The sequence below is a fragment of the Paenibacillus sp. N22P23 genome, assembly GCF_059383735.1.
In genome coordinates this window covers 2,010,755-2,035,663 of the sequence record NZ_JBXENT010000001.1, presented here as the reverse complement: position 1 = coordinate 2,035,663, position 24,909 = coordinate 2,010,755, and the positions used below count along the sequence as shown (strand labels likewise).

At 49.7% G+C, this 24,909-nt stretch carries 22 protein-coding genes; 19 read left to right on the top strand and 3 right to left on the bottom strand.

What is annotated here, in order from left to right:
• Positions 1-3 precede the first annotated feature (3 nt).
• From queA to AC506A_RS09515, 4 genes are all read left to right on the top strand, one after another.
• Positions 4-1,050 carry a tRNA preQ1(34) S-adenosylmethionine ribosyltransferase-isomerase QueA gene (queA, locus tag AC506A_RS09530; RefSeq protein WP_495460690.1) on the top strand — a complete coding sequence of 349 codons (1,047 nt, stop codon included), beginning with the start codon at positions 4-6 and terminating at the stop codon, positions 1,048-1,050.
• A gap of 22 nt (positions 1,051-1,072) precedes the next feature.
• On the top strand, positions 1,073-2,206 hold the full coding sequence (gene tgt / locus AC506A_RS09525; RefSeq protein WP_495460689.1) for a tRNA guanosine(34) transglycosylase Tgt: 1,134 nt from the start codon (positions 1,073-1,075) through the stop codon (positions 2,204-2,206).
• Positions 2,207-2,224: 18 nt separating this feature from the next.
• A complete protein-coding gene (gene yajC / locus AC506A_RS09520) occupies positions 2,225-2,560 on the top strand; it encodes a preprotein translocase subunit YajC (protein WP_495460688.1) in 336 nt (111 codons plus the stop codon).
• Positions 2,561-2,726: 166 nt separating this feature from the next.
• Positions 2,727-3,587, top strand: coding sequence for a DUF421 domain-containing protein (locus tag AC506A_RS09515; RefSeq protein ID WP_495460687.1), 861 nt, complete (start codon positions 2,727-2,729; stop codon positions 3,585-3,587).
• Positions 3,588-3,633: 46 nt separating this feature from the next.
• Here AC506A_RS09515 and AC506A_RS09510 read toward each other — a convergent pair whose 3' ends face one another.
• Entirely contained in the window at positions 3,634-4,509 is an 876-nt protein-coding gene (locus AC506A_RS09510) for a phosphatase PAP2 family protein (protein ID WP_495460686.1), read from the bottom strand.
• Positions 4,510-4,620: 111 nt separating this feature from the next.
• Positions 4,621-5,022, bottom strand: a complete 402-nt coding sequence (locus AC506A_RS09505; RefSeq protein ID WP_495460685.1) for a TIGR04086 family membrane protein — start codon at positions 5,020-5,022, stop codon at positions 4,621-4,623.
• Positions 5,023-5,314: 292 nt separating this feature from the next.
• Between AC506A_RS09505 and AC506A_RS09500 the strand changes: the two genes are divergently transcribed.
• Positions 5,315-6,052 (top strand): YetF domain-containing protein, encoded by a 738-nt coding sequence (locus AC506A_RS09500; protein ID WP_495461010.1) that lies wholly within the window; start codon positions 5,315-5,317, stop codon positions 6,050-6,052.
• Positions 6,053-6,088: 36 nt separating this feature from the next.
• On the opposite strand, the gene AC506A_RS09495 is transcribed toward AC506A_RS09500, so the two are convergent.
• Positions 6,089-7,711, bottom strand: a complete 1,623-nt coding sequence (locus AC506A_RS09495) for a putative polysaccharide biosynthesis protein (protein ID WP_495460684.1) — start codon at positions 7,709-7,711, stop codon at positions 6,089-6,091.
• A 206-nt stretch (positions 7,712-7,917) separates the two neighbouring features.
• Between AC506A_RS09495 and AC506A_RS09490 the strand changes: the two genes are divergently transcribed.
• The 14 genes from AC506A_RS09490 to AC506A_RS09425 all read left to right on the top strand — a co-directional run bounded on the left by AC506A_RS09490 (position 7,918) and on the right by AC506A_RS09425 (position 24,880).
• Entirely contained in the window at positions 7,918-8,178 is a 261-nt protein-coding gene (locus AC506A_RS09490) for a post-transcriptional regulator (RefSeq protein ID WP_495460683.1), read from the top strand.
• Positions 8,179-8,268: 90 nt separating this feature from the next.
• Positions 8,269-9,531, top strand: a complete 1,263-nt coding sequence (gene secD / locus AC506A_RS09485) for a protein translocase subunit SecD (RefSeq protein WP_495460682.1) — start codon at positions 8,269-8,271, stop codon at positions 9,529-9,531.
• Positions 9,521-10,453, top strand: coding sequence for a protein translocase subunit SecF (gene secF / locus AC506A_RS09480; protein ID WP_495460681.1), 933 nt, complete (start codon positions 9,521-9,523; stop codon positions 10,451-10,453). Before secD ends, secF begins: the two co-directional genes overlap by 11 nt.
• 80 nt (positions 10,454-10,533) lie before the next feature.
• Positions 10,534-11,445 carry a cation diffusion facilitator family transporter gene (locus AC506A_RS09475; protein ID WP_495460680.1) on the top strand — a complete coding sequence of 304 codons (912 nt, stop codon included), beginning with the start codon at positions 10,534-10,536 and terminating at the stop codon, positions 11,443-11,445.
• A gap of 45 nt (positions 11,446-11,490) precedes the next feature.
• Positions 11,491-13,899 (top strand): single-stranded-DNA-specific exonuclease RecJ, encoded by a 2,409-nt coding sequence (gene recJ / locus AC506A_RS09470; protein WP_495460679.1) that lies wholly within the window; start codon positions 11,491-11,493, stop codon positions 13,897-13,899.
• Positions 13,896-14,408, top strand: coding sequence for an adenine phosphoribosyltransferase (locus tag AC506A_RS09465; RefSeq protein WP_495460678.1), 513 nt, complete (start codon positions 13,896-13,898; stop codon positions 14,406-14,408). Before recJ ends, AC506A_RS09465 begins: the two co-directional genes overlap by 4 nt.
• A gap of 229 nt (positions 14,409-14,637) precedes the next feature.
• Positions 14,638-16,821 carry a RelA/SpoT family protein gene (locus AC506A_RS09460; RefSeq protein ID WP_495460677.1) on the top strand — a complete coding sequence of 728 codons (2,184 nt, stop codon included), beginning with the start codon at positions 14,638-14,640 and terminating at the stop codon, positions 16,819-16,821.
• A gap of 42 nt (positions 16,822-16,863) precedes the next feature.
• Positions 16,864-17,307 carry a D-aminoacyl-tRNA deacylase gene (gene dtd / locus AC506A_RS09455; RefSeq protein ID WP_495460676.1) on the top strand — a complete coding sequence of 148 codons (444 nt, stop codon included), beginning with the start codon at positions 16,864-16,866 and terminating at the stop codon, positions 17,305-17,307.
• A 107-nt stretch (positions 17,308-17,414) separates the two neighbouring features.
• A complete protein-coding gene (locus AC506A_RS09450; RefSeq protein WP_177186732.1) occupies positions 17,415-17,588 on the top strand; it encodes a hypothetical protein in 174 nt (57 codons plus the stop codon).
• A 1,136-nt stretch (positions 17,589-18,724) separates the two neighbouring features.
• A complete protein-coding gene (hisS, locus tag AC506A_RS09445) occupies positions 18,725-19,972 on the top strand; it encodes a histidine--tRNA ligase (protein WP_495460675.1) in 1,248 nt (415 codons plus the stop codon).
• 45 nt (positions 19,973-20,017) lie between these two features.
• Positions 20,018-21,835 (top strand): aspartate--tRNA ligase, encoded by a 1,818-nt coding sequence (gene aspS, locus AC506A_RS09440; RefSeq protein ID WP_495460674.1) that lies wholly within the window; start codon positions 20,018-20,020, stop codon positions 21,833-21,835.
• 95 nt (positions 21,836-21,930) lie between these two features.
• The gene (locus tag AC506A_RS09435) at positions 21,931-22,683 is read left to right on the top strand and encodes a tRNA threonylcarbamoyladenosine dehydratase (protein ID WP_495460673.1); all 753 of its coding nucleotides are present in this window, start codon (positions 21,931-21,933) and stop codon (positions 22,681-22,683) included.
• A complete protein-coding gene (locus tag AC506A_RS09430) occupies positions 22,684-23,337 on the top strand; it encodes a YdeI/OmpD-associated family protein (RefSeq protein ID WP_495460672.1) in 654 nt (217 codons plus the stop codon).
• A gap of 196 nt (positions 23,338-23,533) precedes the next feature.
• On the top strand, positions 23,534-24,880 hold the full coding sequence (locus tag AC506A_RS09425; RefSeq protein WP_495460671.1) for an Nramp family divalent metal transporter: 1,347 nt from the start codon (positions 23,534-23,536) through the stop codon (positions 24,878-24,880).
• Positions 24,881-24,909 lie beyond the last annotated feature (29 nt).

Below are 24,909 nucleotides of genomic sequence, written 5' to 3'. Positions count from 1 at the left end.
TCGATGAATGTGAATGAGTTTGACTTTGAATTACCGGAACATTTAATTGCGCAGACGCCGCTTGCAGACCGCACATCCTCGCGGCTGCTAACGCTTAATCGCGAGTCTGGTGCAGTGGAGCATCATACGTTTACGAAGCTGGCAGAGCTGCTTCAGCCGGGGGATACGTTAATCCTAAACGACACTCGTGTGATGCCAGCAAGATTGATGGGGATTAAATCCGATACAGGCGCAAAGGTCGAGCTGCTGCTGCTCAAACAGCTCGAAGGTGACCGATGGGATACGCTGGCGAAGCCGGGCAAGCGGTTAAAGGTTGGCGCACAGCTCTCTTTCGGTGACGATGGTACCGGTCAGCCGCTTCTGCGAGCCACTGTGGTAGGGGAAGGTGAAATGGGCGGTCGCGAGATCGAATTTCATTATGAAGGCATCTTCCCTGAACTGCTGGATCGACTCGGAGAAATGCCATTGCCGCCTTATATTAAAGAGCGTCTTGGCGATCGCGAGCGCTATCAAACCGTATATGCCAAGCATGAAGGATCAGCTGCGGCTCCTACGGCCGGGCTGCATTTTACAAGACCGTTTCTCGATCAGTTGAAGGCTAAAGGCGTTCATATCGGTTATATTACGCTGCATGTCGGTCTTGGCACATTCCGACCAATGTCGGTTGATACGATCGAAGAGCATACGATGCACACGGAATATTACGAATTAAGCGAAGAAACAGCAGCAATGCTTCGTTCTGCGAAAGAACGAGGAGGTAGAATTGTTGCCGTAGGCACAACTTCTGCAAGAACGCTTGAAACCGTTGCGGCTCGGTTTACGTATGAGAGTATACAGGCTTGCAGCGGCTGGACAGACATTTTTATTTTCCCAGGCTATGAGTTTAAGCTGGTTAATGCGTTATTAACGAATTTTCACCTGCCGAAGTCTACGCTGGTGATGCTCGTCAGTGCATTAGCTGGACGGTCAGCAGTTATGAATGCGTACAGGGAAGCGATTGAAAAGGAATATCGGTTCTTCAGCTTCGGAGACGCGATGTTTATTTACTAGGACAGAAAGAGGAAGTGCACGAGTGGCAATCACATATGAGTTAATTAAGACTTGCAAGCAATCAGGAGCGCGCCTTGGACGCGTACATACGCCTCACGGAATAATTGAAACACCTGCTTTCATGCCGGTAGGCACACAAGCTACAGTAAAGACAATGAGCCCGGAAGAGCTGAAGACGATGGATGCTCATATTATTCTGAGCAATACCTACCATCTGTTTATCCGGCCGGGACATGAAATTGTTCGCAAAGCTGGCGGCCTGCATAAATTCATGAATTGGGATCGCCCGATTCTGACGGACAGCGGCGGATTTCAAGTTTTCAGCTTAAGCAACATGCGTAAAATCAAAGAAGAAGGTGTAGAATTCCGCAGTCATCTCAGCGGCGACAAGCTGTTCTTGTCACCGGAGGTGGCGATGGAAATCCAAAATGCACTCGGCTCCGACATTATGATGGCATTCGATGAATGTGCACCATTCCCGGCCGAGTACGACTATGTGAAGAAATCGCTGGAGCGTACAACTCGCTGGGCAGAGCGCTGCTTGGCTGCTCATGCTCGTCCCCATGACCAAGGATTGTTCGCGATTGTACAAGGCGGCATGTATGAAGATTTGCGCCGTCAGAGCGCGGCTGAGTTGACTTCCATGGATTTCCCGGGGTATGCTATTGGAGGATTAAGCGTCGGAGAACCGAAGAATCTCATGTACAATGTGCTTGATTGTACGGTTCCACTGCTGCCTTCTAACAAACCGCGTTACTTAATGGGTGTAGGGTCACCTGATGCACTGCTTGAAGGCTCCATCCGCGGAATCGATATGTTCGATTGTGTATTGCCTACTCGAATTGCACGTAACGGTACAACGATGACAAGCTCGGGTCGATTAGTCATCCGCAATGCCAAGTTCACGGAAGACTTCGGTCCGCTGGACCCGGAATGCAGCTGTTACACCTGTACGAATTACTCCCGTGCGTACTTGCGACACCTGATCAAGGCAGACGAGACGTTCGGTATTCGATTGACTACGATTCACAATCTGCACTTCCTTCTAGAAATGATGCGGGGCGTAAGACAAGCGATCATGGAAGACAGATTACTTGATTTCCGTGATGACTTCTTCAATAAGTACGGCCTGTACGAGAACGATAAAGGATTTTAAGGAAAGGGGTGAACTATTATGGGATCAGCAGCATCTTTACTCCCGTTTGTACTCATGTTTGCGGTATTTTATTTCCTTCTGATTCGTCCGCAGCAGCGTAAATCGAAGCAGCGCAACTCGATGCTTGGCTCGCTGAAGAAAGGCGATAAAATCGTAACAATCGGCGGTATGCACGGAACAATTATGGAAATCTCGGATGACGTTGTTGTCCTTCGTGTCAATGACGCGACGAAGATTACATTTGACCGCAGCGCGATTAACACGATTACAACGAGCAGTGCGGCAGTTTCAGCAGCTCCGGCTGCGCCGTCATTAGAGAAGAAAGAAGATCAAGCAGAGAATATCAAAGCTTAATCCAGCTACTAGTGAGAGAAGCCGGAACGAGAGAGGACTAAGAGTCCTAATCGTTCCGGCTTCTTTTTATGAGCTATAAACGATATGAGTGAAGATTGGCTCATATTTTCCAGCATTTGCGCACATAATGAACGTACGTGCCAGGCGCCGATGGAGGTGGAGAACAGTGGGTAATTGGATGGAAATCACGTGGCGGACGTTAATGGCAGTCGTCTTCTTGCTCTTGTTGACGAAGCTGCTTGGGAAACGTCAGGTTACGGAGCTGTCCGTATTTGAATATATTACAGGCATCACTATAGGCAACTTGGCAGGGTATATTTCGCTGGATACCGATGAGAAATGGTACTTGGGTTTTTTGTCCTTAGGAGTCTGGGTAGCGGTGTCGCTTGGCATAGAGATGCTTCAATTAAAGAGCAAGAGAGTCCGAAATTGGATTGATGGGACCCCGACCGTATTGATTCAGAAGGGCAAAATACTAGAGAAGAACTTGAAGAAAGAGCGCCTGACAACCGATGAGCTGATGCAGCAGCTGCGAATGAAAGATGTGTTCAAAGCGGCGGACGTAGAATTCGCGATCATGGAGGCGAGCGGGGCAATCAATGTGCTCTTAAAGACCGAGAATTTGCCATTAACCCCTAAGCAGCTCGGCATTAAAGTAACACCTGAACGAGAGCCGATCGCGGTAATTATGGATGGAGTCGTGCTGGTGGATCCACTCCAAGTAAGAGGATTTAACGAGGCGTGGCTGGTCAAAGAGCTCAAGAAATCGGATCTTCGCACCCAGGATGTGTTTCTGGCCCAAATTGATGATTTCGGAACGCTGACAATTGATTTGTACGATGATAAAGTTAAACAGCCGAAGAGCCAGCATCAAGCTACGCTGCTCGCTGCATTGAAGAAGTGCGAAGCGGATATGGAGATGTACGGGCTGCTGACTGCAGACGAAACCGAGAAGCAGAAATATGCTGCCTGCTCCAAACAGCTCCAGCATTTGATCGACGAGGTCAGGCCGCTAATTTATCAATAAAGAAGAAGAGACCGCCAGTTTACAAGCAACCGGCGGTCTCTATTTGTTATTTCGCATCCTCACGCAGATAAGTAATCTTAGCAGCGGCAGCAGTTGTAACGGCACCGTTGCGACGACCACGACGGAGAGACAGGTTCATCGCGCTTAGTCGCATGCCCATCGTGGAAGCGAATGTAGCAAGTACCAGACCACCGCACATATCGATAAGCCAGTGGATACCCAGATAGAATATTGCGAAGATAATGATTACGGCACAGATACAGCAGAACCATGCCCATCGTTTAATCCCCGAGCGAACGGCCAATATCGCAAGCGTCACTGATATCGACGTATGCAGACTCGGGAAGCAATTATCAAGCCCAGATAAGGCGCGGTATTGGTTCTCGAAATCAGGGAATACGTTCAGCATCAGAAACGAAACGTTATTTGGATCATGGTACCAGACTTCACTGACCGGAAGAAACAAGTAGAATGGAATCGCGACTAAATAGTTAATCATAATCGCGTAACACAAAGCATAGAACATTCGTTTGTTTTTGCTGCGTTTCGAGTAAATTCCGATGGATGCAATGAGCATCGCTTGGAAAACGACCACGTACATGAAAGCAAGAAAAACAGTCAAATAACGATTCTCAAACATATGTTGAAGATTAGCGACGAAGTTTCCTTCAATGGATTGGAAGAATGTTGCGAAATCATAAGTATACGTCATATGATGTTCGATCCGCATCTCCAGCTTGTTGATAAACAAGATCAGCATTAAAGCGCCGAAATGCAGCAAATATTTGCGGTTTAGTGCCATCTCTCTGAGAAACAATCCGCCAACCTTGAACGGGTTCGTTGCAGCTCCATACCAGATCAGAAGCGTCACCGTAATGGCCGAATAGATCGCGACCGTCGTCATGTTGTCAAACAAAGTCATGATACGTTCTTTCCTCCTAAAGCACCTTCGTAATTTCAGCTCGATCTAGTATATCACAATCTATACCTAATTGAGACCATTTCCAAAAGTGTTCACAAACGGTACAAGCTGTCAGGACCGTTTCGTATTGACGCCGATCATACCGCCAAATGCGCCGCAAAGCAGGGTTTCAACCAGCATGGTAAACGTTCTGCCGCTGATGCCGGTGTTCGTGGAAAGAAAGCTGACAAGCAGAATCAACAAGCCGTAGGCGATGCCGAGCATACCGCCATAATACCACCCGCGCATCCCGGATCTTCTGCCGGAGACGAAACCGCCTGCAAGTGAGGCACAGCCATGTACAATCAAACTGTAAAGCGGCAGCTGGTTCTCCTGCATGCTCCCCCACCTTAGCATAGTCGAGAGCAGAATTGCCCCTAATGCAAGCCAAATGGATGCATACAAAATGCCTGCGAGCATCGGTGAAGCCATGTGCACTTTAGGAACATTCTTCATGGCATTGATCGGTTTCATATCGCTATCCCTCCAATTATTTACGCTCTTGTTCACGATTATTACAAGATATGGTCAAGCTGATCAGAATAGTACAAGTAGCCCAGCGGCAGCAGGTACTCCGCTTGATTACCAAATATTCGAACATCATCCTTCGTATGATGGACTTTGCATCAGGTGACAATAGTTGTACTTTGTGCTGGCATGAAACAACTACAGCTGGCAGCGATAAATCAGCCAGATGCGAATGCGGGGATGCAGCTGCCTCGCACTACATCCAAGGAGGGCGGCTCAAGTGGAATACTTGACACTGATGTTCAGGACGCTTCTCATCTACTTTATCGTGTTTCTCATTATGCGGCTTATGGGTAAGAGGGAGATCGGCAAGCTGTCCGTATTTGATCTCGTCATTTCCGTCATGATTGCCGAGATTGCAGTTTTCGTTATTGAAGATATTCATCGCCCGCTATTGGACGGCATTTTGCCAATGGTATTTCTGCTTATCATTCAGATTGTCATTGCCGTTATTTCGCTGAAAAGCCGTAAACTGCGCGTTTTGTTCGATGGTGAGCCGGTTGTACTCGTGGAACATGGCAAGCTAAATCGTGAAGCGATGCGCAAGCAGCGATATAATTTAGATGACCTGATGCTGCAGTTTCGGGAAAATAAAACGAATATCGCCGATGTCGAGTTTGCCATTTTGGAGACGACAGGAAAACTTTCCATCATTCAAAAGGATCGGCTTCAGCACCACCATCCAGGATCATCGAGTGAGCATGGACAAGGGCAGGGGCAAGGACAAGGACAAAATTCACATTTTCCAAAGCCGTTTCCAAAAAATTATCGCTTCGAGACGCTTCCCGTGCCGCTCATTATGGATGGTGAGATACAGAAAACGAATTTGGAGCAGCTAGGAAAAGACCGATTCTGGTTGAATAATCAGCTGCGTCAGCGCGGTGTTACAGATGCGAAGCAGGTTTTCTTGTGCACGATTGATCACCGGGGCAAAATCTTTCTCGACGCAAGGCGAGGGAGAGGTCCACATAAGTAAGCGACCGACATCGGCTTGTTACAAGCCGGTGTTTTGTTATGGTTTGAACCATCTGCCGAAATAAGGGATGCGCTCTGCGTCATAGCGGTCTAAAATGCGCATCATCACCATGAGGATGAGATAGACGATAATGCCCGCCGTACAGGCTATAAACAAGTTATGCCACAATGCGGGTAGTGCTTGCAGATTCATCACCCATAATGAGGCAGCTCCCATAATAAACATCGCTGCGCCGACTTTAAGGAAGTCCAGTACGTCCATACTGAAACCTATAGAGCGAACAACTGCGATCCAGTGCAGCACCGTCACGAGAACGATATTGACATTGATGGCAATTATCGCTCCGTATATCCCAAGTGACGGGTCAGAGGCGAGCTCAACGATGAGGACCAGCTTTACAACAGCGCCGATAAATGTGTTCATCAGAGCAGTGGTCGGCTTATCAAGCGCCTGCAAAGCTGCTTGAAGCGGAGCCTGTAAATAAATAAATAAGCCGACTGGGGCGATCCATTGCAGCATAGGTGCGATCTCAACATGATTATAGAGGATGCGGCATAGCGGCTCTGCGAACAGGATCATCACCACAACGAAAGGAGCGCCCGTTACGAGGGAAAGGCGCATCGATTGATGCAGTCGTTTATGGATCGTCGCGCGGTCACCTTTGGCGGCAGCTTCGGAGAGAGAAGGAACAAGTGAAACGGCAAGTGAGTAAGTGAGTGCCGTTGGCAGCAGCAGGATAGGGATGATCATTCCTTGCAGAGCGCCATATTGAGAGGTTGCTGCTCCGATCGCAATTCCTGCAGCGATTAAAGCACGTGCGGTCAGAATGGATTCGAGCAGGTAAGATAATGAACCGATCATTCGACTTGCCGTTACCGGTACGGACAGACTGATTAATCGGCGCATCACCGGAACACGCCGTCTATGAAATGGAATATGGAATTGTGGTTTTATTACAGCCGGCTCAAGATCAAGTGATGCAGGTACAGATGCAGCTTTCTCACTGAGAATAGCAAGTTTCACTCGTTTTCGGTCTGACCCATATTGCCACAGCAGAACAACAAGACCTCCGATTTCACCGACCACCACGCCGAGCATCGCACCTGCCGCTCCCCATGCTAGTCCATATGGCAGCAGCCACTTCGCGAATAACAGGGCGAATACGATGCGAATCACCGTTTCGAGCGTTTGGGAAAGTGCAGTGGGTATCATGTTTTGCTTCCCTTGAAAATAGCCCCGATACACCGAAGAGATACCAATAATGAGCAGAAGCGGGCTCATCATGAGGAAGGTTTGATAGACACGCGGATCTGTCATCAGTCGCGTCGTGATCCATGGCGTCAGCCAAATAAATAAGCCGGTAAGCAGGAGTGACAGCAGCACAGTAAGCGCCATCGCCGAACGGAAGATCTGTTTGACCCGCTTAGAATCACCTTTGGATTCGGCCTCTGCAATCCATTTGGCAACTGCCAGCGGAATTCCGCCGGTAATCAAGGTGAGCAAGACAATCAGAAACGGGTAACCAAGCTGGTACAAACCTACTCCCTCAGCACCGATAATGCGGGGAAGCGCAATACGCGGTACAAAGGCAAGGATGCGATTCACAATACCTGCAAGCAGCAGAATTAGAGCGCCTTTAATAAAAGATTGCTTGGTCACAGTCGATTCCTCTCCCTTTACATTCGATCCCTATCATTCGCTTCCCATTTCCTGCAAGACCTGTCCTGTTCTATCCTTATGCTTATGCGCAGCATGTCCGAATCCATGTCATTTTTTCAAATGACGATGCGAGAAGCAGGAATGTGGAGAGATGGCAGCGAATGAATATAGGATAAAGGGCATAGTAACGTGAGGAGGTCGTGAGTATGACTGGCGAACTAATACCATTAACGAACGAAGAATGGATCGCGACCAAAGAACATTTATGTGATAGCAAAGCGGATGAATTCCGATTAATCGGCTATGAGCATGTAACGGGCAATGATATTTGGCTGTGCGTGAAGGACCGGTATACCAAAACTGGCGAACCGGCCATGCATCAGGTCGTCAACGATATTTTGTCGCTGAAAGTGACAAAATTTATGAACTTTTTGACGGTAAGTGCCTATAAAGGGACCCATTTTTGATGAGTGGGCTCTTTTTTTTGACTCGTTTTTCAGGCATCGCTATAATAGGAATGTTGACACAAGAGAATTTAAGGGGGAACTGAGGGTATTATGAATCGTCTGTTAGCATTCGTACTCATCGTCGTGCTATCTGCCGGCGTAGTAGCGGGAACAAGCTCTTGGCTTTTCAACGACGTGAAACTAGGACTTGATTTGAAAGGCGGATTTGAAATCCTGTATGAAGCTCAGCCCATTGAGGCAGGCGGGAACGTGACGAAGGAGTCTCTGATCGAGACGGCTAAGAGCCTTGAAGCACGTGCCAATGCAACAGGTGTAGCAGAGCCGGAAGTAACGACGGAGGGCAGCAATCGGATCCGCGTCAAAATTGCCGGGGTATCTGACGAGGCCAAAGTAAGAGACATCCTCAAGAAGCCTGCAGAACTGACCTTCCGCAGTGCGCGCGGCTGCGCAGCTGATAAAGGATATTGTAAAGTCGAGCTCCACGGCAGCGACTTTAAGCAAAACGGAGCATCTGTTCATCAAACGAACCTGAATGCTTATGAGATTGCGATTAAGCTTAAAAGCGCAAGTCAGTTCGCTGAAATAACACGTGAAATTGCTAAGCTGAACCCAAACAACCAGCTGGCCATTTATTTGGACGACACACAGCTGTCAGCGCCAAACGTTGCGGCCGAAATTAACAGCAACGAGGCGGTTATTACGGGTAACTACACGCGTGAAGAAGCGAATGACCTTAAAAATACAATCAACTTAGGTGCGTTGCCGCTTAAGCTGACCGAGAAATACACACAAAGTGTCGGTGCTACGCTAGGTAAATTGTCCCTGAAAGAGACGATCTTTGCCGGTGCTATCGGTACAGTGCTGATTTTGCTCTTCATGATGGTGTTTTATCGTTTGCCGGGCCTTATTGCAAGCTTCTGTATCATCGTATACATCTGGTTGCTGCTGCTTGGCTTCAACTTGATTGATGCGACGCTCACCTTGCCGGGTATTGCGGCCTTTATTCTCGGAATCGGGATGGCGGTTGACGCCAATATCATCATGGCAGAGCGGATCAAAGAAGAAATGCGCAGCGGCAAGAGCATTCTGTCGTCGCAGAAGGCAGGCTCCAGGAATTCCTTCCGCACGATTATCGATGCGCATGTTACGACTACAATTGCAGCGCTAGTATTGTTCTTTATCGGAGTAGGTTCTGTTAAAGGCTTTGCTGTGATCCTGCTTCTGAGCATCATCATTAGTGTATTGACGAACGTTTTCTTCTCGCGCTTGCTCCTTACTTTGATTATCCGCAGCGGTATCGTGAAGAAGAAATCCTACTTCGGAGTCAAGGAGAGTGAAGTACGTGCGCTTTAGTGGATTTGCAGAGGTTTCGAATCGTAAGTTCGACTTCGTTAAGAATGCTCGATACTTCTTTATTTTCTCAATCATCATTACGGTGCTTGGTATTATTACGCTGGGCATTCACGGCCTCAACTATGGCGTTGATTTCCGTGCAGGTTCGAACGTCGATATTGCCGTGAAGAAAGATTTGACCGGACAGAAGGATGAAATCGAGAAGTATTTGACAGACAATGGCTTTGGCAGCCCTACCCTAACGGTAGGCGAAAGCCGTATCACCGTGCGTTTCGACGAAGTGCTCACCGATCAGAAGGAGAAGGCGTTGAAACAAGGCTTCACCGACAAGTTTGACAAGGAAGCTTCGGCGGAGGTTAATACCGTTGACGTCGAAATTGCCAAAGAGCTTCAGACGAATGCGCTGTATGCTATCTTCGTAGCCAGTATCGGTATTGTCATCTATGTGAGCATCCGGTTTGAGTGGCGTTTTGCCATTGCGGCGATCGTTGCTTTGCTGCATGATGCTTTCATCGTCATTAGCTTGTTCTCCATCTTCAAATTTGAAGTTAATTTGCCATTCATCGTGGCGATCCTGACCATTATCGGTTATTCGATCAACGATACGATCGTTATTTTTGACCGGATCCGCGAGAATTTGCGATTCGCCAAGCTCAAAAACGCTGCGGATGTCGCCAGACTGGTAAATGAAAGTATTTGGCAAACATTGACGCGTTCCATCAATACGGTTATGACTGTAGTAGTGGCTGCGCTTTGCTTGCTGATATTCGGAAGCGAATCCATCAGATTGTTCTCGCTGGCTATACTGTTAGGTCTTGTCAGCGGAGCTTACTCGTCCATCTTTATTGCGAGTCAGCTATGGCTTGTTTTGAAAAACAAACAAAAACCGAAAGCAGCAGTCAAGTCTTCGGCTGCATCGTAGTATGATAATGAGAGGGTGGCCGAACTCGGCTCATCCACCTGCACAAAACTTAAGCGTACATGCTTGAACAGGAGGCGTCCATGACAGCGACCCAACGTTATGTCAAAGCCGAGTCTGCAGCATGGACCGGACTTATAGGTAACGTCTGTATAGCAGTGATTAAAGGCGGAATCGGCATGCTGTCAGGCAGCAAAGCATTGATGGCTGATGCTTGTCGTTCTGCTTCGGATGCAGCAGCTTCATTCGTCTCGTTAACCGGTGTCCGCCGGTGCAGACAGCTGGGATCACCACACGCCCCTGTCCCGCCAGCCAGAGGACGAACGGAAGCTGCAACCGGCGTGTTGGCATCCATACTGCTCATGATTATAGGTCTGGAGATTGGCATCTCTGCTATTAAATCCATCGCTGACGGTGTTGATCAAGCACCGGGCTGGCTTGCAGCAATCGTCGTTTTCCTAGCATTTATACTGAAAGAAGTTCGCTTCCCGATCAAGGAACGGGGAGCAGACTTATACGCTTCTCTTGCGGCGCTTGTCGGAACCGGCGGTGCGATGCTGGGCAAGCCGCTTGGTATGCCTGTCATGTATTATTTGGATCCGGCAGCTTCGCTCATTATCGTAGTGATCGTCTTCTCAAGCGGCTACCGAGTAGCTTCTGCTTCCGTTATGCGCAGCCGATTCCTGGAAGTTGAGCCAGCGGATATGTCGGAGCTTAAGGCAGTCGTGCTTCGCATGGAAGGCGTGATCGGTGTCGAAGTACTTCGTGCCAGAGAGCATGGACACTACGCGGTTGCTGATGTGGTCATCAGTGTCAATCCGCGCATTTCGGTGCTGGAAGGCAATGAGATCGCGAAGCGCGTGAAATATTTTCTGATGAAACGGTTTAGTCATATGACAGAGGTTACGGTTCATGTCGAGCCTTATGACCCGGGCTATCCGTATAAAACAAATCATGATCCAAGCCAGGAACAACTACCGACGCTACTGCAATAGCAGCAGCGTTGATTTTTTTTGAGAAAAGAGGTGTCAGGCCAATTGATGCAATCCAAAACACGCTGGAGTCTCGCTTCGTTTGATTTGGAGGGAGAGGCGCGTGCAGCCGGTTTAGCGCGCAGCTTGTCCCTTTCACCGCTTGTCGCGAGACTACTGGTTCAGCGCGGCTATGACCGGGTTGAATCTGCGCGTCAGTTTTTGAACGGGGGCATCGAATGTCTGCATGATCCTTTTCTGCTAAAGGGCATGAATGAAGCCGTAGCTCGTATTCGAACTGCGGTTCAGCACGGTGAACGGGTGAGAATTTATGGGGATTATGATTGTGATGGCGTGTCGTCTACGACGCTCATGACCTATCTGTTCACGCGGCTAGAGTTGAATTTCGATTATTATATCCCCCACCGAACGTTGGAGGGGTATGGTCTCAATAAAGCGGCTCTTCGCGCCGCTGCCGATATCGGCATTACACTAATCGTGACCGTCGATACCGGTATTAGTGCGGTCGAAGAAATTGCATATGCAAACGAGCTTGGGATCGATATTATCGTCACCGACCACCATGAGCCGCCTCATCAGCTTCCGGAAGCTTACGCGATCGTTAATCCGAAACAAGAGGATTGTGAATATCCCTTCAAGGGACTGGCTGGGGTCGGGGTCGCGTTTAAGCTGGCTCAGGCGCTGCTGGATGAGCCCCCGATTGAATGGACGGATGTCGTGGCACTAGGCACAATAGCCGACCTTATGCCGCTTACGGATGAGAATCGCGTGCTGGTCAGACTGGGACTGGAGCAGCTTCGTCAAACCGACAAGCCAGGCTTCCGAGCACTAGCCGAGGTTGGGGGGATAGACCTGGCATCTCTGCAGTCGTCGAATGTGGCATTTGGTATGGCGCCTCGCATCAATGCAGCTGGCAGACTGGAGCATGCACAGCAGGCCGTGGCACTGCTCGTATCCACTGATCATGAGTCGGCAGCAGCAAGTGCGATTAGCCTAGATGTGTTGAATCGTCAAAGGCAGCTCATTGTCGAGACGATCGTGCAGGAAGCGCTGGACATGTGGGCGGCCAAATGTAAAGTTGCCTTGGAAGCCGGTGTACCGGAACCGTCGGTTATCGTACTTGCAGGTGAAGGCTGGAATGTTGGCGTTGTCGGCATCGTAGCATCGAAATTTATTGAGAAATACTATAAACCAACACTGATCCTCGGCATAGACGGCGAAACGGGCAAATGTAAAGGCTCAGCTCGTTCCATTGAAGGTTATGACCTGCATGCGGCATTAACCGAATGTGATGCACTGCTGGATCATTACGGGGGCCATCAAGCTGCGGCTGGCATGACGTTGCATCGGGATAACCTTGAAGCCTTTGAAGCACAGCTCAGCGGGCTTGCCGACAGCTGGTTGACGGAAGAGGATTGGATTCCGAAGACATTGATCGATCTGACCTGCAAAATGGAAGATGCGACTATGCGTGTTAGGGAACAACTCGCTCACCTTGAACCATTCGGTATTGGCAATGAAGCACCGAAGCTGCTGCTGACAGGGGTGACGCTTGCCGATCGCAAAGCGATGGGGAAGGAGAGCAAGCATTTGAAGCTGTCCATAAGCGGGCAAGGTAAAATGCTCGACGCAGTCAGCTTTGGCAACGGACATCTGACCGAGCATCTCTCTCACGGCGCTGCCATTGAACTGGTCGGAGAGCTTTCGGTGAACGAGTGGAACGGCCAGCGAAAAGCGCAGTTTATGGTGAACGACTTACGAGTGCCGCATATTCAAGTTTTCGATAAACGCGCCGCTGCAAACTGTGAATCCATCCCTGTACTTAACAAGCAGCTTGCAGCAGGCAATTACCGATTGCCTGTTGTATTGGTTCCAAGTGAGGCCTGGCTGGAAACCGCTCAATCTTCGCAGGAATCTGTTCCGAATGCTACATTCATGACTTATGATACATTTGTACAGCAGCAGAAGGTTTCTTGTTCCCACTTATTCGTGCTTGGCAGGCCGCATTCCGCTGAGAAACTGTCTTATGCGCTTGCAGCCTGCGAAGGGCTTGAAGCGGTTCATCTTCACTACGATACAAGCCGAGCGCAACCTGCTTTTCCAACAAGAGAGCAATTCGGGGAATTGTATCAGCTGCTTCGCCGCGAATGTCCGATGGATGAAGAGGGCATAAGTAAACAATTGGCATCTAAGCTGCACGGAACGGAATCGACCCTTACGTTTATGTTAAAGGTTTTTACCGAATTGCAGTTTATACACATCGAAGAGGGACTCGTGAAGCTAAGTCCTGTTACGGTGAAGCGAGAGCTGTCGCATTCGACGGAGTACCGCGAAGCCCAGCGTATTGCCGAACTGAACGAAATGATCAGCGCACCAATCAAAGTATTGACCGAGTGGATTATTAGGGAAGTTCAGAACTCATTATTACACCTAAACGAAGGAGTCGTTATTTCATGAATTACAAAGACTACATCCGCATAATCCCTGACTACCCACAGCCGGGAATCCGCTTTAAAGACATCACAACGCTGACGAACAATGGTCCTGTCTACGCGCATGCGATTGACGCCATTCGTCAAGCCGTTGCCGACAAACAAATCGATTTGGTTGCCGGACCGGAAGCGCGCGGTTTTATTATCGGCGCTCCGCTTGCCGTAACGCTTGGAGCTGGTTTTGTCCCTATTCGTAAGAGCGGTAAACTGCCAGCCGAAGTTATAGAAGCAAGCTACGATCTTGAGTATGGCAATGATAAGCTGGCCATTCACAAGGATGCGATCAAACCGGGACAACGCGTACTTATCGCGGACGATCTTCTTGCTACCGGCGGTACGATCGCGACGTCGATGAACCTTATTCGCCAGCTTGGCGGGGAAGTGGTCGGAGCGGCATTCCTAATCGAGCTGGGCTACCTTGATGGACGTAAGAAGCTTGACGGAATCGACATTTTCTCGCTTATGACGTATTAATCGCTGCGAGCAACCATGGCGCCGGACACGGAGGGTTCATCCTTCTGCTGTCCGGCGTTCTCTATACCTGCCTATAAGGCTGCACAGCCAGAGGTTGACGGAAAGGCTTTAAAACAGGCATAATAATAGGAAAACTCGGGCGAATCCGATTATACAGATTAGGTTCATTACTTTAAATGAGTTGGGAAGCAAAACGCGAGGCAGCGTGCTTTTCCGGAAAGGGACATTCATGGGCATAGAGCAGTTACTCGACAAAGCATCGACCTATATGAAGGAGCAAGATCTGACACGGATAAAGGAAGCATACGAATTTGCCGATCAAGCCCATCACGGGCAAGTGCGTAAATCGGGAGAGCCGTATATTTTACACCCTGTCGCCGTAGCTGAAATTCTCGTCAACATGCAGATGGATGTGTTGTCGATTATCGCTGCGCTCCTTCATGATGTCGTTGAAGATACAACTGTCCCGCTTGAAGAGGTCAGATCCCGTTTCGGTGAGGCTTGTGCGGCCGTTGTTGACGGACTCACGAAGCTGGAGAAGATTCAATTCCGCTCCAAGGAAGAGCAGCAAAACGAGAACTACCGTAAAATGTTCGTTGCGATGGCACAGGACATGCGCGTTATCCTCATCAAGCTGGCGGACCGACTTCATAATATGCGGACGCTGAAATATCAATCCGAAGAAGCGCAGCGTCGTATCGCATACGAAACGCTGGAAATTTTCTGTCCGATCGCTCACCGGCTCGGGATCTCGGCCATCAAGTGGGAGATGGAAGATATTGCGCTTCGTTATTTGAATCCGCAGCAATATTATCGCATCGCCAACCTTATGAAGAAGAAACGTGCAGAGCGGGAGCAATACATCGCAGATGTCATTACCCGGATCACGGAGAAGCTCGAGGATATGGGGATCGAAGGCGACATTTCCGGTCGTCCGAAACATATCTACAGTATCTATAAGAAGATGACCGCACGCAGCAAGCAGTTCACCGAAATTTATGACCTGCTGGCGATTCGGATCATCGTTGACAATATTAAAGACTGCTACGCAACGCTCGGTATCATTCATACGTTATGGAAGCCGATGCCTGGCCGTTTCAAAGATTATATTGCTATGCCGAAGGCGAACATGTACCAGTCTCTTCATACGACGGTCATCGGTCCTACCGGTGAGCCGACCGAAGTTCAGATACGCACATGGGATATGCATCGCACATCCGAGTTCGGGATCGCTGCCCACTGGGCTTACAAAGAAGGCGGCGTCGTTCCTGGCGGTTCGTTCGAGGAGAAAATGACATTATTCCGCGAAATCATTGAGCTTCAGCATGAAGCCAGCGATGCATCCGAATTTGTCGAATCGCTTAAGATGGACTTTTTCTCTGATCTCGTATTTGTTTTTACGCCGAAAGGGGAAGTGTTCGAGCTTCCGGCCGGCGCGGTGCCGCTTGATTTTGCCTATCGGATTCATACCGAGGTCGGCAATCGCACCATCGGCTCTAAGGTTAATGGACGAATCGTTCCGCTCGATTATAAGCTGAAGACCGGCGATATCGTTGAGATTTTGACCTCCAAGCATTCGTATGGCCCGAGCCAGGATTGGATCAAGATCGCCCAATCGTCTCATGCGCGCAGCAAAATCAAGCAATGGTTTAAGAAAGAAAGACGCGAAGAGAACGTGGTTAAAGGCCGTGACAATATTGAGCGCGAGCTCAAACGTCTGGGACTTGAAGCATCGAGCTTTATGTCGGATTCCCAGCTGCAGGAAGCGGCTTATAAATTCACCTTTAACGATATTGACGATATGTTGTCTGCTGTTGGATTTGGCGGGATTACCGCAGCTCAGATCGTTACGAAGCTGACGGAGAAAATGCGTAAGGAAGCCGAGGAAGCGAATCAGATCGAGCTTACGAACGAAATGAAGGAGATGAAATCCTCCCCTTCGCTTCGCAAAACTCGTCCGACGCATGGCGTGTCTGTCAAAGGAGTAGACAATCTGCTTGTCCGTTTCGCTCGCTGTTGTAATCCGGTGCCGGGTGATGCGATTGTTGGTTATATTACACGTGGACGCGGCGTATCGGTTCACCGCTTGGATTGTCTGAATGTGAGTCCGAATGCAGATGGCGAAGAGGCTGCTCGCGTTATCGAGGTGGATTGGGAACAGTCCGTTGAGGCGAATTACAGCGTGGATATTGAAATTACCGGTCATGATCGTCCGGGATTGCTCAATGAAGTGCTGCAGGCTGTATCCGAGAGCAAAACGAATATTTCTGCCGTCTCCGGACGCTCGGACAAAAATAAGCTCGCCATGATCCATATGACGGTGCTGATTCGCAACATTGAGCATTTACAGTCCGTGGTTGAGCGTATTAAACGAGTGAAAGATATTTATTCCGTGCAGCGGATTATGCAATAAATTAGCGATTACCATGTTTCAGCAGGGAGAGTTAGGTTCGTTATGAAAGTAGTCGTTCAGCGTAGTAAACAGGCATCCGTTGCCGTAGACGGGGAAACAGTCGGTTCTATTGAGATGGGACTCATGCTGCTTGTGGGGATTACCCATGAAGATAATGAATCCGATATCCGCTGGATGGCGGAGAAAATTGCAGGTTTGCGCATCTTTGAAGACGAGGAAGGCAAAATGAATCTCTCCGTCAAAGACGTTGGCGGTGCGATTCTGTCCGTATCGCAGTTTACGTTATATGGCGATTGCCGCAATGGCAGGAGGCCGAATTTCATGGCCGCCGCTCGTCCGGAACAAGCGGAAACGCTGTATGATGCTTTTAATAAGCAGCTCCGATTAAGTGGATTAGCTGTGGAAACCGGCACGTTTGGCGCGATGATGGACGTTTCTCTTACCAATTGGGGACCCGTTACTTTGATTATCGAAAGTAAAGCTTAAGCTAAGTCTCTGCGGGCTTAAGTGTTAGAATAGCTTGGAGCGGGAACACTATCCATAGAAGTGCACAGCTCTCATTCGTGCACGACAACGGTGGAGGGATTCTCGTTATGCATCAGTCGCGTAAGGAGCAGAGTGTCGAACGGATTTCGCGCAGGCTGCTTCATGCAGATCGCCGCGAAGCACTCATTTTCGCGGAAATGGAAGAAAATATTGAAGCATCCGCTGACTTTGGAGGTTTCGCTGCAACGCCTAGACGTTCTCCGGTAGGCGAGCATATGTAACGGACTGGAAGGACGGACGTTTCTTAGTCGAAGCGCTCCGTCCTTTGCTGTCGGCTGCTGCGAAAAAAGCGAGAAATCGCTTTATTTTTTGTAACGAAACTGTAATGTGTTTAAAATGATTCTCTAACATGGGTGGGCTATAATAAAAGTCGACCCCCTTTTTTGAATATATTACTTTGATGGACCTACAACTTGTGTGTAGGTTCTTTTTCTTTATGTGGGAGACCCCCTAAATCCCCCTGGAAGGGGGACCCCGAGGGACCCGTCCCTCTGGACACCCGGAAATGGAATAACGTCGGAGTTACAGAGAACCGGTCGCGATCGTCATTCGTGTAAGTGCTCGCTTTCGTCCCATACGGGACACGCTTTACTTTTGGCAGGGTTTATCGACCTGGTGTCCCTCGCGGGACCATCATAACGTGGTCCGCCTAAGAGGCGCTTATGTGTGGGTGCTTGCTTGTGCTCGCTTTCGTCCCGTTCGGGACACGCTTTACTTTTGGCGCGGGAAGGGATGTATGGTTACCAGGTGCTCGCGGCTTTGCCACTCGCACGGTAACCTGGATGCCCGCTCGTATCCCGCGGGGAAGTTAGTGGGTTTTTGGTCGCTATCGCGACCGAAGAGCGAAAGGCGATGGTCACTGCGTGACCTAAGTGCAAGGGCAAAGGGCAAAGAGCGAAGACCTAAGAGCGAAGAGCGAGCCAGGTATGTCGCTGCGCGACGTGGGCATAATGAGATGTGGAAATGATTGTGTGTTGAACCCTTGACACATGGTTATGCGAACGATACAATAAAGGTTATATTATGTCGATCCGTTGAAGGGACCGATTCGTTCTACCCGCACCGATTCAGAGAGGGATTCCTTGGCTGGAAGAATCCTTGGCGTGCTTGAGCGAACAGACTTCCCAGAGGACATGCGGTGAACCTGCAGGAGCGTAACGCGCTTGCTCACTAGCTGTATTGCGTAGTCGGGCGTTAACCGATTGAAGCGAATCAATTGCATTGATTCGGAATGTGGGTGGTACCACGGTAGCTTTGTATGTTACAAGCTCTCGTCCCTTTGCCTTTTTTGAGGCGGAGGACGAGGGCTTTTTTTGATGATCATCATTTGATCGCAGTACTTTTAGGGGGAATGAACATGGGCTTTCAGAAGCCTCCGGGCACGCAGGACTTTTTGCCGGGCTCGGTAGAGAAATGGCAGTTTGTCGAGAGCAAAGCGCGTGAGATTTGCCGTCGATTTAATTTCCGCGAGATCCGCACGCCAATGTTTGAAATGACGGAGCTGTATAAGCGCGGTGTCGGGGAAACGACCGATATCGTGGAGAAAGAAATGTACACCTTCACCGACCGTGGTAACCGCAGCCTAACGCTGCGTCCGGAAGGTACGGCAGGCGCGGTTCGTGCGTATGTCGAGAACAAGCTGTATGGCGAGCCTGACCTGACGAAGCTGTATTATATCGGGCCGATGTTCCGTTATGAGCGTCAGCAAGCGGGGCGTTATCGTCAGTTCCACCAATTCGGAATTGAAGCACTTGGTGCTGTAGATGCTGCACTGGATGCTGAAGTTATTGCACTAGGCTACACGTTCTACTCCGAAGTGGGATTGAAGGACGTTCGCGTTGAAATCAATTCCGTCGGGACACCGGCTGTTCGGGCAGCATTCCGCGAGAAGCTGCTAGGTTTCTTAGAGCCCAAACGCGAGATCCTGTGCAAGGATTGCCAAGCGCGTATGGATCGCAACCCGCTGCGCGTGCTGGATTGTAAGACGGATCAGCATCATTTTGAAGGGGCACCTTCTATTCTGGATAGCTTGGATGAAGAGTGCAGCACCCACTTCGAAGCGCTTCAAATGCACTTGACCGGCATGAACATTCCGTATTACATCAATCCGCGTCTAGTACGTGGTTTGGATTATTACACGCATACTGCATTTGAGTACAAAGCTGAAGGTATTGGCGCTATCGATACAATCGGCGGCGGCGGTCGATTCAATGGGCTTGTAGCCGATATCGGCGGACCGGATCAACCGGGCGTAGGTCTTGGACTTGGTCTTGAGCGTACGGTTATGCTGCTGGAGTGCCAAGGCGTACAGCTGGATAACCTGCATCAGGTCGATGTGTACATGGTTGGTCTAGGCGAGGCGGCAGATCGTGAAGTAACGCGGCTGCTGCACGGACTGAGATTGCGCGGCATATCCGCTGAACGCGACTATCAAGGTCGCAAGATGAAAGCGCAAATGAAGTCAGCCGACAGGCTGCAGGTTCGTTACACAGCCATTCTCGGTGACGATGAACTGGCCCGCGGCGAGATCATGTTGAAGAACATGACGACCGGTGAACAGCAGTCCGTTGCGCTTGATCAGCTTGCAGATGAAATTTTGAAATAAGGCATCGCCCTATAATCCCATTATAAAAGGAGCTTCTAACCTATCATGATGTTAAAAACTCATTCTTGTGGAACACTGACGAAAGCGGAAGTAGGACAAACGGTCACAATGAACGGCTGGGTACAACGCCGCCGCGACCTTGGCGGAGTATTGTTTATCGATCTGCGTGACCGTACAGGTATCGTGCAAATCGTATTCAACCCTGATTTCTCGGGCGACGCACTGGCGATTGCGGACCGCGCTCGTAATGAATTCGTGCTTGCCGTTCGCGGTCAAGTCGTAGAACGTGATGCCGAGACCGTTAACAAAAATATCTCGACAGGTGAAATTGAGATCCGCGTGACGGAAATCGAAATTATGAATGCTGCAAAAACACCTCCATTCCCAATCGAAGATGGTGTTGAAGTCGATGAGTCGCTTCGTCTGAAATATCGTTACCTGGATCTGCGCCGCCCTGAGATGCAGAAGACGCTGCTTCTTCGTTCCAAAGCGGCTAAAGTATTCCGCGACTATTTGGACGGAGAAGGTTTCATCGACGTTGAAACGCCGATCTTAACGAAGAGCACACCGGAAGGCGCACGTGACTACTTGGTTCCAAGCCGCGTTCATCCGGGCGAATTCTTCGCGCTGCCGCAATCGCCGCAAATTTTCAAGCAGCTGCTTATGGTAAGTGGACTTGAGCGCTACTATCAAATCGCGCGCTGCTTCCGCGATGAGGATCTTCGTGCAGACCGTCAGCCGGAATTCACGCAAGTCGACATCGAGACTTCCTTCTTGTCGCAGGATCAGCTGCTGAACCTGATGGAAGAGCTTGTTGTTAAATTGTTCCGAGAAACCGTTGGCGTTGAAATTCCTACACCATTCCAACGTATTACGCATGCGGATGCGATGAACAAATACGGCTCCGACAAGCCTGACCTGCGTTTTGGCATGGAGATGGAAGACATTACGGATATCGTAGCTAACAGCGACGTGAAAGTATTTGCATCCGTCAGCGCAAGCGGCGGTGTTGTTAAAGTGTTGAACGCAAAGGGCTGTGCAAGCTGGAGCCGTAAAGAGCTTGATGATCTACAACCGTTTGCAGCGCGTTATGGCGGTAAAGGTTTGGCTTGGGTAACCGTGAAGGAAGGCGAATGGCGCGGTCCGATCGTGAAATTCTTCAAGCCTGAAGAAATTGCAGCGATGACAGAGCGTCTTGGCGTGGAAGAGGGCGACTTGCTGTTGTTCTCCGCGGATAAGAAGAAAGTTGTTGCGGATGTACTTGGCAACCTGCGTCTGAAGATCGGTAAACAGCTTGGTTTGATCGATGAGTCCAAATTCAAGCTGGAGTGGGTTGTTGACTTCCCGCTGCTCGGCTACGATGAAGAAGCGAAACGTTATGTAGCTGAACACCATCCGTTCACACGTCCGAATGAAGAAGATCTGCCGTTGTTCGAGACAGATCCTGGCGCAGTCCGCGCACAAGCTTACGACCTTGTTCTGAACGGTTACGAAGTCGGCGGCGGTTCTATGCGGATCTACAAACGTGACGTACAAGAACTTATGTTCAAAGCACTTGGCTTCTCCCTTGAAGAGGCGCATGAGAAGTTTGGTTTCTTGCTCGATGCCTTCGATTATGGAACGCCTCCACACGGCGGATTTGCATTCGGATTTGACCGCCTTGTGATGCTTCTTGCAGGACGCACGAATCTTCGTGAAACGATCGCGTTCCCTAAGACAGCAAGTGCAACAGACCTGCTCTGCGACGCACCATCCGAAGTGGATATCTCCCAGCTTCAACAGCTGCATATCCGTACAATTCAGAAGCCTGCGAAACAGCCTGAGGCTGCAGCAGCCGGTGCTTCCGCACAGCAGACTAACTAATCCAACAACCGGCTTTCGTCCGCGTGTAGCGGCGAGAGCCGGATTCTTTATGTTTATAGCAGTCACAAATCAAAGCCAAGAGGTGTATTTCCATTATGCTGCACCAATTCTCACGAACGGAGCTCGCCATCGGTCCAGAAGGTCTGGAGCTGATGAAGGGCAGTACGGTTGCTGTGCTCGGTATTGGCGGTGTCGGTGGCATTGCTGCAGAAGCACTCGCACGTACAGGCGTAGGCCGCATTATCCTCATCGATAAAGATGTCGTCGATATTACGAACATTAACCGCCAAATTCACGCGCTCACCACGACGGTCGGTCAGCCCAAAGCGGACCTCATGCGTGACCGCATCAAGCTCATCAATCCGGAATGCGACGCGATATCGCTGCGGATGTTCTACACGGAGGAAACCTATGAGAAGCTCTTCGAATATCCGCTGGATTATGTCGTAGACGCATCGGATACGATTTCCTATAAGATCCATTTGATCAAACAATGTTTAGAGCGTAAAATCCCGATCATCTCCAGCATGGGTGCAGCGAACAAAATGGATCCGACCAAATTCCAGGTAGCGGATATTTCCAAAACCTCGATGGATCCGATCGCACGTGTCGTCCGTCAGAAACTGCGTAAGGACGGCATTAAGAAAGGCGTAAAGGTCGTGTTCTCGACGGAAGAGCCGATGAAGCCGCGTGAGGATGTCACACAGCGTATCGTGCCTGAGAACGCGCCGGAAATTCGTAAAGCACAGCAGCCGCCGTCCAGCAATGCTTTTGTCCCTCCGGTTGCGGGACTTATTATGGTGAGTGTAGTGGTGAAAGACTTGCTCGCTAATGGAGGTATTTCCTAGATGAACGCGGAACTCGTTAACAAATTACGTCTATCGCTCGATATGCGCATTGCGGTCTTGGAAGCGCCTGCTCCTTCCTACGAGGAAGAGCTTGGTGTCGAGGATCATGAGCCGTTCGACGAAATGGACGCTGGCACCTATGATTTTGTCATGTTGTTTGCCAAGGACATTGCAAGCTTGAATGAACATGCGCCTAAGGCGCTTAAAGCGGTCAAGAAGGAGGGTCTTCTCTGGATTTGCTACCCGAAAGGGACGGCCAAAATTCGGACAGACATTAACCGCGACCGCGGCTGGAAAGTCGTCAAGGAAGAAGGCTGGGAAGGCGTTTCGCTCGTTTCAGTCGATGAGACATGGTCGGCTATGCGCTTCCGTCCTGTGGGCATGGGTCAAACCTCAGCGAGAGCGAGCCGTGCTGCCGATATCGGCCGTACGACTACGACTGCAGTAAAGGAACTGGTCATTCCGGATGATGTCACTGCAGCACTTGCGGCACAACCGGAAGCAGCAGCGTTCTTCGCAGAGCTCGCTCCTTCGCATCGCAAAGAATATATTCGCTGGATCAATGAGGCGAAGCAAGAAGTAACGCGTACGAAGCGCATCAATGAAATGGCGGAAAAGCTGCAGAAGCAGCATAAACGTCCATCGGATAAGTAACTCGCTTAAGCCCGAATTATGCAGGCAGATCCTGCAGATTCGGGCTTTTTTTTTTGCGGAGTGTTGTCCTAGTCAACAAAAGTTGCCTTTGACAAACTTTTTTGTATGTGTACAATGAAAGTAGGCAACAACAGTTTCACTCCTGCATATTTGTAAGGGGTATACGATATAATGATGTTTACATGAGGTGAGAACAATGAGCGATCAATCGAATCCGCTGGCACCTGAGAAAGGCTGGCGAAATTCCAGAACAACAAATTCACTTCCTGAAGTGTACCGCTCCATGAAGATTCCGAAGACGGGTTCGTGGTTTCGCAAGTTTCTTGCTTTCGCCGGCCCAGGTTATCTCGTGGCAGTCGGTTACATGGACCCGGGCAATTGGGCGACCGACCTAGCGGGCGGCTCAAAGTTCGGCTACACGCTCTTATCCGTTATCTTACTTTCTAACCTAATGGCGATTCTGCTCCAAGCACTTGCTGGTAAGCTTGGTATCGTGACAGGACGCGACCTGGCGCAAGCTTGTAAAGACCATTACAGCAAACCTGTCTCCATGGCGCTTTGGGTGCTGTGCGAGCTCGCTATAGCTGCTTGTGACCTAGCTGAGGTCATCGGAACTGCGATCGCGCTTAATTTACTGTTCGGCATACCGCTAATAGCAGGGGTCATTATAACGGTTCTGGATGTACTGCTCATTCTGCTCCTGCAAAATAAGGGATTTCGATATATAGAAGCGCTTGTAATCGTGCTGATCGTTACGATCGGCGGCTGTTTCCTGGTTGAAATCTTCTGGTCACAGCCTCAAGTAGGCGAAGTCATGAAGGGCTTCATTCCAAGCTCTGAGATTATTACCAATCCGGCTATGCTCTATATCGCTATCGGTATTCTAGGTGCCACGGTAATGCCGCATAATCTGTATTTGCACTCTTCTATCGTACAAACGCGTCAAATCGAACAGACTGAGCTTGGTAAACGCCAAGCGATCAAATATGCGACTTGGGATTCCACTATTGCTTTATTTTTCGCGTTATTCATTAATGCGGCTATTCTCATCATTGCAGCGGCAAGCTTCCATGCGGCTGGCCACACCGAAATAGCGGAGATCGGTGAAGCCTATCATCTGCTAGCACCGATGCTGGGAACAACAGTGGCAAGTGTCCTGTTCGGGGTCGCGCTGCTCGCAGCTGGCCAGAATTCAACGTTGACCGGCACGCTCGCAGGCCAGATCGTCATGGAAGGCTTCCTGAACATTCGGCTGGCTCCATGGTTGAGACGGCTGATTACGCGGCTCATTGCGATCATCCCGGCTGTTATCGTAACTTGGCTGTATGGTGCAAGCGGAACGGCGCAGCTGCTCATTCTGAGTCAAGTCATCTTGTCACTGCAGCTCTCCTTTGCTGTCATTCCGCTCGTTAAATTTACAAGTGACAAAGAGAAGATGGGCAAGTTTGCAAATCCGCTCTGGCTCAAATTACTCGCTTGGTTTGTCACAGTCGTCATTGCTGGATTGAATATTTATTTGCTCTTCCAGACGTTTTTTGGCTAATAATCGCCAGCCTTCTATGAAGACCTTCT